The organism is Streptomyces sp. NPDC093591, from assembly GCF_044764885.1.
Classification (GTDB): Bacteria; Actinomycetota; Actinomycetes; order Streptomycetales; family Streptomycetaceae; genus Streptomyces.
The window spans coordinates 42,036-54,763 of the sequence record NZ_JBIWIY010000017.1 but is presented as its reverse complement, the minus strand read 5'-3'; the positions used below and the strand labels follow the sequence as shown (position 1 = coordinate 54,763).

The 12,728-nt window shown below is 70.2% G+C and carries 13 protein-coding genes; 3 read left to right on the top strand and 10 right to left on the bottom strand.

Going from position 1 to position 12,728, the window contains the following annotated elements; all coding sequences use genetic code 11:
- Window positions 1–19: 19 nt before the first annotated feature.
- The 4 genes from ACIREI_RS31950 to ACIREI_RS31935 all read right to left on the bottom strand — a co-directional run bounded on the left by ACIREI_RS31950 (window position 20) and on the right by ACIREI_RS31935 (window position 4,305).
- Window positions 20–970 carry a cytochrome c oxidase assembly protein gene (locus tag ACIREI_RS31950; RefSeq protein ID WP_403340168.1) on the bottom strand — a complete coding sequence of 317 codons (951 nt, stop codon included), beginning with the start codon at window positions 968–970 and terminating at the stop codon, window positions 20–22.
- Between the two features lie 139 nt (window positions 971–1,109).
- Window positions 1,110–2,135, bottom strand: a complete 1,026-nt coding sequence (locus ACIREI_RS31945) for a 6-phosphofructokinase (RefSeq protein WP_403340165.1) — start codon at window positions 2,133–2,135, stop codon at window positions 1,110–1,112.
- Between the two features lie 178 nt (window positions 2,136–2,313).
- Window positions 2,314–3,042 carry a type 1 glutamine amidotransferase gene (locus ACIREI_RS31940; RefSeq protein WP_403340163.1) on the bottom strand — a complete coding sequence of 243 codons (729 nt, stop codon included), beginning with the start codon at window positions 3,040–3,042 and terminating at the stop codon, window positions 2,314–2,316.
- Window positions 3,043–3,066: 24 nt separating this feature from the next.
- Window positions 3,067–4,305, bottom strand: coding sequence for a MurT ligase domain-containing protein (locus ACIREI_RS31935; protein WP_403340160.1), 1,239 nt, complete (start codon window positions 4,303–4,305; stop codon window positions 3,067–3,069).
- A 111-nt stretch (window positions 4,306–4,416) separates the two neighbouring features.
- Here ACIREI_RS31935 and def point away from each other — a divergent pair, with 111 nt between their 5' ends.
- A complete protein-coding gene (def, locus tag ACIREI_RS31930) occupies window positions 4,417–4,971 on the top strand; it encodes a peptide deformylase (RefSeq protein ID WP_403340157.1) in 555 nt (184 codons plus the stop codon).
- A gap of 80 nt (window positions 4,972–5,051) precedes the next feature.
- Here def and ACIREI_RS31925 read toward each other — a convergent pair whose 3' ends face one another.
- Window positions 5,052–5,696, bottom strand: coding sequence for a TetR family transcriptional regulator (locus ACIREI_RS31925; protein ID WP_302002618.1), 645 nt, complete (start codon window positions 5,694–5,696; stop codon window positions 5,052–5,054).
- A gap of 174 nt (window positions 5,697–5,870) precedes the next feature.
- Here ACIREI_RS31925 and ACIREI_RS31920 point away from each other — a divergent pair, with 174 nt between their 5' ends.
- Window positions 5,871–7,097 (top strand): acyl-CoA dehydrogenase family protein, encoded by a 1,227-nt coding sequence (locus tag ACIREI_RS31920; RefSeq protein ID WP_403340153.1) that lies wholly within the window; start codon window positions 5,871–5,873, stop codon window positions 7,095–7,097.
- 95 nt (window positions 7,098–7,192) lie between these two features.
- On the opposite strand, the gene ACIREI_RS31915 is transcribed toward ACIREI_RS31920, so the two are convergent.
- From ACIREI_RS31915 to ACIREI_RS31895, 5 genes are all read right to left on the bottom strand, one after another.
- Window positions 7,193–7,429, bottom strand: coding sequence for a DUF6213 family protein (locus ACIREI_RS31915; protein ID WP_403340150.1), 237 nt, complete (start codon window positions 7,427–7,429; stop codon window positions 7,193–7,195).
- 25 nt (window positions 7,430–7,454) lie between these two features.
- On the bottom strand, window positions 7,455–8,849 hold the full coding sequence (locus tag ACIREI_RS31910; RefSeq protein ID WP_403340148.1) for an NADP-dependent succinic semialdehyde dehydrogenase: 1,395 nt from the start codon (window positions 8,847–8,849) through the stop codon (window positions 7,455–7,457).
- A 76-nt stretch (window positions 8,850–8,925) separates the two neighbouring features.
- On the bottom strand, window positions 8,926–9,399 hold the full coding sequence (locus ACIREI_RS31905; RefSeq protein WP_403340146.1) for an NUDIX domain-containing protein: 474 nt from the start codon (window positions 9,397–9,399) through the stop codon (window positions 8,926–8,928).
- A 16-nt stretch (window positions 9,400–9,415) separates the two neighbouring features.
- Window positions 9,416–10,954, bottom strand: a complete 1,539-nt coding sequence (locus ACIREI_RS31900; protein WP_403340143.1) for an ATP-dependent DNA ligase — start codon at window positions 10,952–10,954, stop codon at window positions 9,416–9,418.
- Window positions 10,955–11,105: 151 nt separating this feature from the next.
- Window positions 11,106–12,035, bottom strand: coding sequence for an NAD(P)/FAD-dependent oxidoreductase (locus ACIREI_RS31895; protein WP_403340140.1), 930 nt, complete (start codon window positions 12,033–12,035; stop codon window positions 11,106–11,108).
- A gap of 77 nt (window positions 12,036–12,112) precedes the next feature.
- Here ACIREI_RS31895 and ACIREI_RS31890 point away from each other — a divergent pair, with 77 nt between their 5' ends.
- Window positions 12,113–12,685 (top strand): helix-turn-helix domain-containing protein, encoded by a 573-nt coding sequence (locus ACIREI_RS31890; protein ID WP_302002624.1) that lies wholly within the window; start codon window positions 12,113–12,115, stop codon window positions 12,683–12,685.
- Window positions 12,686–12,728 lie beyond the last annotated feature (43 nt).

Below are 12,728 nucleotides of genomic sequence, written 5' to 3'. Positions count from 1 at the left end.
GCGACGCCTTTCGGTTTCCTCAGTTTCCGCGTGCGTTCAATGAGGCCAAATAGGCGTTGTACGCCTCGAGTTCCTTGTCCCCGTCCCGGTCGGCGGCCCGGTCCTTGCGCCTGGCCTGCCGCTGCTCCGAGCCGTACCACTGGAACAGCAGTGCGATCAGCACCAGCACGGACGGAATCTCACTGAATGCCCAGGCGATGCCACCGGCCGCGTTCTGGTCGGAGAGCGCTTCGATGCCGAGCGAGGCGGGCGGGTTCTTGAACGTCTCGACCATCGGCTCCGACGCCATCATCAACGCGATACCGAAGAACGCGTGGAACGGCATACCCGCGAACAGCTCCAGCATCCGCATCAGATACCCCGGCCGGTGCGGACCGGGATCCACGCCGATGATCGGCCAGAAGAACACCACGCCCACGGCGAGGAAGTGCACCATCATCGCGATGTGCCCCGTCTTGGAGCCCATCAGGAAATCGAAGAGCGGGGTGAAGTACAGCGCGTAGAGGCTGGCGATGAACAGCGGAATCGTGAACGCCGGATGGGTGATGATCCGCATGTACCGGCTGTGCAGAAGGGCCAGCAACAACTCCCGTGGCCCCTTGCGCCCCCGCGCCGCCGGCGGCAGCGCCCGCAGTGCGAGCGTGACCGGGGCGCCGAGCAGGATCAGGATCGGCGACAGCATGCTGATCACCATGTGCTGCACCATGTGCACGCTGAACATGACCATGCCGTAGTCGTTCAGACCGGTGCACATGACGAGCATGATGGTCAGCACCCCGGCGACGTACGAGACGGTCCGCGCGACGGACCACGAGTCGCCACGCCGCCGCAGCCGCACCACACCCCACGCATACAGCGCGAGCCCCACCAGGCAGGCGACGAGGAAGAACGGGTCGGCCGACCACTGAAGACCCCGCCCCAGCGTGAACGGCGGCAGATCCATCATCATGCCGTGCCCGCTGTGATCCATTCCGGCGGCTCCTGATTCGTGGGGGTTGTGCAAGTCTGTCCGCACACAGACTAGAACTGCCCCCGGCCGCAGCCGCGGCCGGGGGCAGACACTTGAGTTCTGTACGACTCAGTTCCGTACGACGTGATCTAGACCTGATCTAGAGGACGCACTCGGCCTCTTCGTACCGCTCCACGGGAACCGTCTTCAGCGTCTCCACGGCCTCCGCGAGCGGCACCATCACGATGTCCGTCCCCCGCAGCGCGGTCATGTGACCGAACTCGCCCCGGTGCACGGCCTCCACCGCATGCCACCCGAACCGAGTCGCCAGCACCCGGTCGTACGCGGTGGGCGTACCGCCACGCTGCACATGCCCGAGGATCACCGGCCGCGCCTCCTTGCCGAGCCGGTGCTCCAGCTCGATCGACAGCTGGCGCGCGATCCCGGCGAACCGCTCGTGCCCGTAGATGTCCTTGCCGCCCTCGTCGAACTCCATGGAGCCGGGCCGCGGCTTGGCGCCCTCGGCCGCCACGACGATCGCGAAGCGCTTGCCCGCCTCGAACCGCTCGCCGACCCGCTGCGCCAACTCCTCGATGTCGAAGGGGCGTTCCGGTACGACGATGGCGTGCGCGCCGGCCGCCATGCCGGAGTGCAGCGCGATCCAGCCGGTGTGCCGCCCCATGACCTCGACGACCAGCACCCGCTGGTGGGACTCGGCGGTGGTCTTGAGCCGGTCCAGGGCCTCGGTGGCCACACCGACGGCCGTGTCGAAACCGAAGGTGACGTCCGTGACCGCGATGTCGTTGTCGATGGTCTTCGGCACACCCACCACGGGCAGACCGCTGTCCGACATCAGCCGGGCCGCCTTCAGCGTGCCCTCGCCGCCGATCGGGATGATCGCGTCGAGGCCGAGCTCCTCGACATGGCCCTTGGCCCGCTCCACACCGTCCCGCAGATGCGAGGGCTGGACCCGGGAGGAACCGAGGATCGTGCCGCCGCGGGCGAGGATGCCGCCCACCGCGTCGAGGTCGAGCTTGAGGTAGTCGCACTCCAGGAGGCCCTTCCAGCCGTCCCGGAAGCCGATGACCTCGTCGCCGTGGTCCACGACGGCGCGGTGCACGACGGACCGGATGACGGCGTTCAGGCCGGGGCAGTCGCCGCCGGACGTGAGGACACCAATGCGCATAGCCCGAAAAACCTTCTCCACGTGGGCCGGGACCGGACCACGCTGTCCGGCTCGAATCCCCGCCACCCTAGCGGCATCAGGGGGCGGGGCCGAAGCACGCGTCCGCCTGCTGGACGACCCCGCTCACCTGTGCGGACGGGCCGTCAGACGGGCTGCTTTCCAGGGGCTGGAAGGCAGGTCACGCAGGCTGCTGCGCGGCCGCGATGCGCTCGCTCCGCAGCGCGTCGTACCAGCGGTCGTCGGTCGGCGGCAGCGCGTTCACATCGAGCGCCAGCTTCAGCAGCAGATCGGCGATCAGCGGGTTCCGCGCCAGCACCGGACCGTGCATGTACGTACCGAAGACGGTGTCGTTGTACGCCCCCTCCGTGCCGTCACCGGTGCCGTTGCCCTTGCCCAGGCGGACCTGGGCGAAGGGGCGGGCGGTCGGGCCGAGGTGGGTGACGCCCTGGTGGTTCTCGAAGCCGGTCAGCGGGGGCAGGCCGAGCCGCGGGTCGATGTCGGCGAGCACGTCACCGACACACCGCTCGCCCTCACCCCGCACCGACACGACGTCGATCAGCCCGAGGCCGGGCTCACGCTGACCGAGGTCGTTGATGAACTCGTGCCCGAGGATCTGGTAACCGGCGCAGACGGAGAACACGATGGCGCCGTTCTCGACGGCCCGCTGCAGGCCGCCGTCCCGGCGCAGCCGCTCGGACGCCAGCCGCTGCGGACGGTCCTCACCGCCGCCGATCAGGTAGATGTCGCCGGAGGTCGGGATCGGCTGGTCGCTGCGCACGTCGAGGCGGGCCACGTCGAGGCCGCGCTGCCGGGCCCGGCGCTCCACGACAAGGACGTTGCCCTGGTCGCCGTAGGTGCTGAGCAGGTCCGGGTAGATCCAGACGACCCGCAGTTGGTTGTCGCTCACTTAAGTCCCCTGAAGTCTCTTGGCTCAGTTGCCGACGCGGCGGCGCAGGTCCTGGAACGCGGTGTAGTTGGCGATGACCTCGATCCGGCCGTGTGGGCTCATCTGCACGGCCTGGTCGAGGTTGTCGCACACCTGGAACTGCTGGTTCGCGACCTCCAGACGCACCGCGAGGTCGAGCTTGCGGTCGCCGATGACACAGATCGGGTGCCCGGTCAGCCGCGTGTAGTCGACGTCCCACAGCCAGGAGGTGTCGGTGCCGTCGGCGCCGCGCGCGTTCACCGAGAGGATCACCGGGGTCGGCGGCGGGTCGATGAGGGAGAACGTCTCGAGCCAGCCGGCCGGGTTCTTGGCGAGCAGCAGCCGCAGATCCCGTTCCTGGAACTGGACGACGTCGTAGCGCCCCGCCACGGCCTGCACCTGGTACATCCGCTCCAGGGCGACCTGCGGCGGCACCCCGAACACGGCGGCCACGGCAGCCGACGACGCCGCGTTGGCCTTGTTGGCGCGCCCGGGCAGCTGAAGGTGAATGGGCCAGGCGGAGCCGTGCGGGTCGAGGACATGGTCACCGGAGAGCGCCCAGCTCGGCGTGGGCCGCCGGAACCCGCACTCGCCGCAGAACCAGTCGTCTCCCGGCCGCTGCATCACACCACCGCAGGACGGGCACGACCAGGCGTCGTCCTTCCACATCTGCCCGGCGGCGACCCAGATCACATTCGGGGACGACGAGGCCGCCCATACGACGAGCGGGTCGTCGGCGTTGGCGACGACCACGGCCTTCGAACCCGACAGCCCCTCGCGCCAGTTCTCCGCGAGCATGCGGGTCTCGGCGGCGCGGTCCAGCTGGTCGCGGGAGAGGTTGAGCAGCGCGATGCACTTGGGGTCGGTGTCCCGGGCGACCCCGGCGAGGTACTTCTCGTCGACCTCGATGACGCCGTAGCGCGCGTCCGAGCTGCCCGCGAGCGCCGAGGTGATACCGGCCGGCATGTTGGCGCCGAGCGCGTTGGACACGACGGGCCCGGCGGCCCGCAGCGCCTCGGCGATGAGCCGGGTGGTCGTCGTCTTGCCGTTGGTCGCCGACACCAGGACCACGTCCAGGTTCTGCGCGAGCCGCGCGAGCAGGTCGGGGTCGAGCTTGAGCGCCACCCGGCCGCCGATCACCGAACCGCTGCCGCGTCCCGCAGCACGCGATGCCGCCGCGACCGCCTTGCCCGCGGTCACGGCGAGCTTGGCCCGCGGCGTGAGCGGGTCCGAGTTGCCTGCCATCAGTTCTCGATCCTCCTTGCGTACGCGCCGCGCTTCTGCCCTACGGCAACGTGGTGGTGGTCAGCCTATCGAGATCCATTCGCACTCCCGAATCGCCGTACCCTTGCGGCCATGCGAAACGCCTCCATTCCGGGCGCGCACGGGCGCGTCCGTCCCCTCAGCCTGCTCGGCGACCCGGTGCTGCACGCGCCCTGTGAGGAGGTCACCGACTTCGGCCCCGAATTGGGGACGCTGGTGGAGGACTTGTTCGCGACGATGTACGCGGCGCAGGGCGTGGGCCTCGCCGCGAACCAGGTGGGGGAGTCGCTGCGGGTCTTCGTATACGACTGCCCGGACGACGAGGACGTACGACACCTGGGACACGTGGTGAACCCGCGCCTGGTGGAGACGGACGGGGTGGTGATCCGGGGTCCGGAGGGTTGCCTGTCTTTGCCGGGGCTGGAGGCGGGCACGGAGCGGTACGACCACGCGGTGGTGGAGGGCTTCACGATGACGGGAGAGCCGGTGACGATCCATGGCACGGGGTTCTTCGCCCGCTGCCTCCAGCACGAGTGCGACCACGTGGAGGGCACGGTGTACGCGGACCGCGTGACGGGTTGGCGCCACAGACGCTTGATGCGCCAAGTGGCCCGAGCCTCTTGGCGCAGGCCGGGGACGCTCACCTAGGGGCGCGGGGCTGTATCAACATGCGGCTCCGCCGCGTGGGCGTGACCAGCCCCCACTCAGCCGCACCCGGAAGGCGACCGTCAGAACCCCGGACCGCCCATCTTGTCCCCAGCCGCAGCCAGCCGACCCCACAACAGGTCAGCCAGACTGCGCACCAACTCCGCACGCGAACAAGGCCGTTCCCCCAACCACCAGTCCCCGGCGGCATGCATCATCCCGACGATCCCATGCCCCCACACCCGAGCCAGCTGCTGACTCCCGGGCCCGAGATCCAACCGCTCCTCGATGACGGTGGCCAGCTCCTCGCCCATCCTGCGGAGCAACGGCGCACTGTGCTTGCCGACGTCGAAGCCCGGGTCGCCCGGCTGGCCGCCCTCCGCCGGATGCATCAGGAACCGGTACACCTGAGGCCGCGCCTCGATCGCCGCGAGGTAGGTGTCGAGCGTGGCCTCGACCCGCTCCCGCCGGTCCGCCGGGGCGTCCAACGCCGCCCTCAGTGAGTCCAGCAGCGCGTCCGTGTGGCGCTTGGCCAACGCCGCGTAAAGTCCGCCCTTGTCCCCGAAGTGCCGATACAGAATCGGCTTCGTAATGCCCGCCTCCGCCGCGATCGCGTTCATCGAGGCCTGTGGGCCGTCGCGCAGCACCACCCGGTCGGCGGCCTCCAGCAGCTCGCGCCGACGGCGGTCGGCCGACCGCTGCTGTTCGGTCCGCTGTGTGGTGTCCATGAGCTCTCCCCCTGTATCGGTGACGCCTGCGCAAACTAACACTCAGCCTGCCTCCATCATCGAACGGGCTGCCGATCGGTCATCAGAGGTTGACTTTTACTACTCGCGGGTAACAAACTAGCGTTACCGCAAGTAACAAGCATCAAAGCATGCACGTACGCCGCTGGAGGGGACATGGCCGAGTTCACCATGGAGCTCAACGACGAACAGAAGGAGGTCCGGGACTGGCTGCACGGCTTCGCCGCCGATGTGATCCGCCCCGCGGCCGCCGAATGGGACGAGCGTGAGGAGACTCCCTGGCCGGTCATCCAGGAGGCCGCGAAGGTCGGCATCTACTCGCTCGACTTCTACGCCCAGCAGTACTTCGACTCCACCGGTCTCGGCATCCCCATGGCGATGGAGGAGCTCTTCTGGGGTGACGCGGGCATCGCCCTGTCGATCGTCGGCACCGGCCTCGCCGCCGTCGGCGTCCTGGCCAACGGCACCGAGGAGCAGATCGGCACCTGGGTGCCCCAGATGTACGGCGACGCCAACGATGTCAAGCTGGCCGCGTTCTGCTCCTCCGAGCCCGACGCCGGGTCGGATGTGGCCTCGATGCGGACGCGTGCCGTGTACGACGAGGCCAAGGACGAGTGGGTGATCAACGGCACGAAGACCTGGGCGACCAACGGCGGTATCGCCAATGTCCACGTGGTCGTCGCGGTCGTCGACCCGGAGCTGGGCTCCAAGGGGCACGCGTCCTTCATCATCCCGCCGAACACGCCGGGTCTTGCCCAGGGCCAGAAGTTCAAGAAGCACGGCATCCGTGCCTCGCACACCGCCGAGGTCATCCTGGACGACGTGCGGGTGCCGGGCTCCTGCCTGCTGGGCGGCAAGGAGAAGCTGGACGAGCGGCTGGCGCGGGCCCGTGAGCGGGCCAAGGCGGGCGGTGAGCGCGTGAAGAACGCGGCGATGGCCACCTTTGAGGCTTCGCGGCCGGCCGTGGGTGCGATGGCCGTCGGCACGGCCCGTGCCGCGTACGAAGTCGCCCTCGACTACGCGATGACGCGTGAGCAGTTCGGGCGGCCGATCATCGACAACCAGGGTGTGGCCTTCCAGTTGGCCGAGATGCGGACGCAGATCGATGCCGCGCGGCTGCTGGTGTGGCGTGCGTCCTGGATGGCGATCAACGGGAAGCCGTTCACCGCGGCCGAGGGGTCGATGTCGAAGCTGTTCGCGAGTGAGACGGCGAAGAAGGTCACGGCGCAGGCGATACAGATCCTCGGGGGCAACGGTTACACGCGGGAGTACCCGGTGGAGCGGATGCACCGTGACGCCGCGATCTACACGATCTTCGAGGGGACAAGTGAGATCCAGCGGCTCGTGATCGCCCGTACGTTGTCGGGGATGTCGATTCGGTAGCGCCGTAGTGGTTGCTGCGCGATGCGGTCTGCGGCTGGTCCGTGGCTGGTCGCGCAGTTCCCCGCGCCCCTTGGGCGCGTCACCGAACCGTTGCCCTACGGCGTACCCCCGCTGCTGTGCGCGATGCAGGCCACGTCGATACGATCCGCGAGCTTCGCCAGCTCGATGGTCAGCGCAGCCACCGTGTCCTCGTCGAGTCCGTCCTCCCCGGCCTCGACGAGGTGCAGCCATCGCCCGCCCACGGTGCGCAGCAGCTTGCTCACATCGGCGGCAGCCACCTGCAAGGTCCCGTGGGCATCGACGATCAGCGGCAGAGTAACTTCGCGGTTCACACTCGGGATCGTAGCTCCGCAGCGTTCACGCACCGTGCCAAACGGTAGTGATGTTGCAGAACTCGCGGATTCCGTGCCCGGACAGCTCACGCCCGAAGCCGGACCGCTTCACGCCGCCGAACGGGAACGCCGGATGGGACGCCGTCATCCCGTTGACGTACACGCTCCCGGCTTCCAGATCGCGTACGAACCGGTCGACCTCGGCCTCGTCGCGCGTCCAGACGTTCGAACTCAGCCCGAAGGGCGAGTCGTTGGCGATCAGCACCGCCTCGTCGAGGTCGCCCGCCCGGTACAGCGTGGCGACCGGGCCGAACGCCTCCTCCCGGTGGATCCGCATCTCACGGGTGATGTCGGCGAGGACGGTGGGCGCGTAGTACCAGCCCGGTAGTTCGGGCCGGCGGAGCTGGTGACCGCCGCACAGCACGGCCGCTCCGCTGCGCCGGGCGTCGTCGACGAGTTCCGCCAGATCGGCTCGCCCCTGCTCGGTCGACAGCGGGCCGACCTCCGTCTCCTCCCGCATCGGGTCGCCGACCACCAGCGCCTTCATGCCCTCGACGAACCGTTCGGCGAAGGCGTCGTAGACTTCCCGGTGCACGATGAACCGCTTGGCGGCGATGCACGACTGCCCGGTGTTCTGCACGCGCGCGGTCACCGCGGTCTGCGCGGCCCGGTCGAGGTCGGCCGACGGCATGACGACGTACGGGTCGCTGCCGCCCAGTTCCAGCACCGTCTTCTTGATCATCTCCCCGGCGGTGGCGGCGACCGCGCGGCCGGCGGGCTCGCTGCCGGTCAGCGTGGCCGCCTTCACGCGGTCGTCGCGCAGGATCTCGTCGACCTGTCCGGAGCTGATGAGCAGGGTCTGGAAGCAGCCCTCCGTGTAGCCCGCCCGGTGGAACAGGTCCTCCAGGTAGAGGGCGGTCTGGGGGACGTTCGAGGCGTGCTTGAGGAGGCCGACGTTGCCCGCCATCAGCGCGGGGGCGGCGAAGCGGATCACCTGCCACAGGGGGAAGTTCCACGGCATCACCGCGAGTACCGGGCCCAGCGGGCGATAGCGCACCCGCACCCGCGAGGCACCCGAGTCCTTGACGTCGGACTCGGCCGGCTCCTCGTCGGCGAGCAGGTCCTCGGCGTGGTCGGCGTACCAGCGCATCGCCTTGGCGCACTTGGCGACCTCCGCGCGCGCCTGCTTGATGGGCTTGCCCATCTCGGTGGTCATCACCCGGGCGATGTCCTGCTGGTCGGCTTCCAGGAGGTTCGCGGCCTGGACCAGCAGGCGCCCGCGGTCGACGAAGCTCGTCATCCGGTACGTGCGGAACGTGGCCTCGGCGAGCTGGAGCCTGCGCTCGATCTCCTCGGCACTCATGGCCTCGTACGTCTTGAGCGTCTCGCCGTTCGCCGGGTTCACCGTTGCGATGGGCATGACCGACCTCCTGGGAGCGGGCTGATGCTTCGACCTTCGCGCGCGGCGGTGGGTACCGCAACGCGTGTACGGCCGCTCAGGCCGAGTGCTCCGCCAGCCGGTCGAGAAACGTGGCCTGGGCCTTGACGATCACCTCGCGCGCCCGGTCGACGCCCAGCCACTCCACCCGGTCCAGCTCCGGGAACTCCCGCGTCCGCCCCGAGCGCGGCGGCCACTCCATCACGAACGTGCCGGGGACGACCGTCGCCGGGTCGAGGTCGGCCTCCACCGCCCACACCGTGACGACCTTGCCGCCCGCCTGTCTGACCTCGCCGAGCGGTACGGCCTCCCCGTCGGGCGGCGCCAGCCCCAGCTCCTCCCGGAACTCGCGGCGAGCCGCTTCCCAGGCGGGCTCGTCGGGGTCGTACTCGCCCTTCGGGACCGTCCACGCCCCGGCGTCGCGCTTGGCGAAGAACGGGCCGCCCATATGGCCGAGCAACACCTCCAGGCCGTCATCGGTGCGGCGGAACAGGAGCAGGCCGGCGCTGTGCTTTCCGCGGGACGACGTCACGGCTTCACTCCCGCTGTCACGGCTTCACCTCGGGGTGGGCGGCGAGCAGGGTCTCGACCGTGTCGGCCTCCTCCGGCCGCTTGTCCTCGCGGTAGCGGACCACGCGCGCGAAGCGGAGGGTGACGCCGGCCGGGTAGCGGGTGGAGCGCTGCAGACCGTCGTAGGCGATCTCGACGACGAGTTCCGGGCGTACGGTCACGCCCCATCCCTTGTGCTCGACGGCCAGCTCCTCCAGCCGCTCGGTCTGCCAGGTCAGCATCACGTCGGTCATGCCTTTGAAGGTCTTGCCGAGCATGGCGAAACCGCCGTCCGCCGTGCGGGCCCCGAGGTGGAGGTTGGAGAGCTTGCCGGTCCTGCGGCCGTGGCCCCATTCGGCGGCCAGCACCACCAGGTCGAGGGTGTGGACGGGCTTGACCTTCAGCCAGGAGGCGCCGCGCCGGCCCGCGCTGTAGGGGGCGTTGAGGGCCTTGACGACCACGCCCTCGTGGCCGCGGCTCAGGGTCTCGGTGAGGAAGTCCTCGGCCTGCGCGAGGTCCTCGGGGCCGGACACTAGCGTGCGGCGCACCCGCATCGGCTCCGGGACCAGCCGGGCCAGTTCCGCGTGCCGCTCGGTGAACGGCAGGTCGAGCAGGTCGTGGTCGTCGACCGACAGGGCGTCGAAGAAGACGGGCGAGACGGGGACCTCCTTCGCCGCTGTCGCCACGTCCACCCGGGAGCCGACGCGGCCCGCGGTCTCCTGGAAGGAGCGGGGGCGGCCCGCGTCGTCGAAAGCGATGACCTCGCCGTCCAGGATGAAGCGCTCGCCCCTCAACTCCAGTGCGGCGGCCGTGAGTTCGGGGAGGCGGTCGGTGATGTCGTCGAGGGTGCGGGTGTAGATCCGCACCGTGTCGCCGTCGCGGTGGACCTGCACCCGTATGCCGTCCAGCTTCTCCTCGACCGCGCAGGCGCCGAGTTTGTCGACCGCCTCGGCCACCGCGGAGGCGGTGTGCGCCAGCATCGGCAGGACCGGGCGGCCGACGGTGAGCCGGAAGCGGGCGAGGGCGGCGGGGCCCTCGGAGAGCAGGGCCTGGGCCACCGTCTGGAGCGACCCGGCGAGCATCACCGCCCGCCGCACGTCCGCCGGCGGTGCCTCGGTCGCCTGGGCCAGGCCCTCCACCGCCACGGCGTCCAGCGCCCCCTGCCGCACCTCGCCGGTGATCAGCCCGAGCAGGAAACGCTGCTCGCCCTCCGTGGCCGTACCCATCAACTCGCCCACCAGCCGGGCCCGTTCGGCCTGCGAACCGGTGCCGGACACCTTGCCGAGTTCGGTGAGCCGCGCGTCCACCTCGCGCACGGTGAGGGACGGTTCGGCGGCCGGGGCGACCGGGCGGCTGAGCACCTTCCAGCCGATGCCGAGCCGCCCCTGCGGCAGCCGTCCCGCCAGATACGGGATGACGATCGGCACGTCGTCCGCCTCGGCGTCCCGGAAGAGCTCCGCCAGCAGAGCGATCTTCCGGGACCGGGCCGAGGTCGCGGCGACCTCCTGGGACACCTGGGTCAGCCGGGTCAGCAGCATGCAGCCCATGGTGCAACGGGCTCCGCCGGTTTACACCCTGGGCTACGTGGGGGTCGGGGGCGGGTGGGTCGCGCAGCCCGGCGCTAGCGGGGTGCCGCCTGCGCCCACCCGTGCCGCCCCAGCGGCACGACTGCCCGCAGGCTGGGTTCGCTCACGCGTCGAGGTCCGCGAAGAGGAGCTCCCCGTTGATGAAGGCCCCCGCCCGGTAGCCACCCGCCGCCGCGTTGATGACCTGCTCCGAGAAGCCCATCGCGTTGCCGACCGCCCAGACGCCCGGTATGGAGGTGAGTCCGGTCGCGTCGACCACCGGGTACGAGCCGAAGGGGGTCTCCTGCATTTCGGCGCCGAGTCTCTCCAGCAGCCCGGTCTGCGGGACCGCCCGGGGCGCGGTGAACACGACCTCGCGCGTGTGCACCGTGCCATCGGCCAGTCGCACGCCGGTGAGCCGGTCCCCGTCGATCACCAGCTCCGCCACCTCGCCCGGCACCACCTTCACCCCGGCCGCCGCGAGCCTGCGCAGATCGTCGTCCGACAACTCCTCGTCGGCGACCTCGTGCAGGAAGAACGTCACGTCCTTCGACCACTGCGACACCATGAGCGCCTGGTGCACGCTCATCGGAGTGCTCGCCAGCACGCCGAAGGCCTGGTCGCGGACCTCCCAGCCGTGGCAGTACGGGCAGTGCAGCACGTCCTTGCCGAAGCGCTCGGCGACGCCGGGGACGTCCGGCAGCTCGTCCTTGAGGCCGGTGGCGATGACGAGCCGTCGGGCGTGCACGTGCCGTCCGCCGGCCAGCGCGACCGCGAAGCCCTCGCCGCGCTCGACGTCCACCACCCGGTCCCGGACCAGCTCGACGCCGTACCGCGCGATCTCCTCGCGCCCGGCGGCCAGGAACTCGGCGGGCGGCATGCCGTCCCGGGACAGATAGCCCTGCATATGGGCGGCGGGCGCGTTGCGTGGCTCGCCGGCGTCGACGACCAGGGTGCGGCGCCGGGCGCGGCCCAGGACGAGCGCGGCGGACAGGCCGGCCGCGCCGCCCCCGACGACTACGACCTCGTACTGATCGGTGTGCTTCTCGGTCATGGTGACCACCTCCACGACGACGGTCGCCCCGGAGGCGCGGGATTGACAAACATCTTTGCCGATTCTGCAATAAGGCCATGAGTACCGACGACGTTCTCGCCGAAGTGGGGCCACGGCTCAGGAGGCTGCGCAAGGACCGGGAGGTGACCCTCGCGGCGCTGTCCGAGACGACCGGGATTTCCGTGAGCACCCTGTCCCGGCTGGAGTCCGGGCTGCGCAAGCCCAGCCTGGAGTTGCTGCTGCCGATCGCGCAGGCCCACCAGGTGCCGCTGGACGAGCTGGTCGGCACGCCCCCGGTGGGCGACCCGCGGGTGCGGGCCAAGCCCCTCGAACGGCACGGGCGCACCTACTGGCCGCTCACCCGCCAGCCCGGCGGCCTCCAGGCCTTCAAGGTGCTGGTACCGGAGCGCAGGGAAGAGCCCGAGCCCCGCACCCATGAGGGCTACGAGTGGCTGTACGTGCTGTCCGGGCGGCTGCGGGTCGTGCTGGGCGAGCATGACGTGGTGCTCACGGCGGGGGAGGCGGCGGAGTTCGACACGCGGGTGCCGCACTGGTTCGGGTCGACGGGTGAGGGGCCGGCGGAGTTCCTGAGTCTGTTCGGGCCGCAGGGGGAGCGGATGCACGTACGGGCGAAGCCCCGGCGGTCGTGACGCTCGCTACTGTTCCGCACTGTTCCGCGGCCACCTGTTCCCT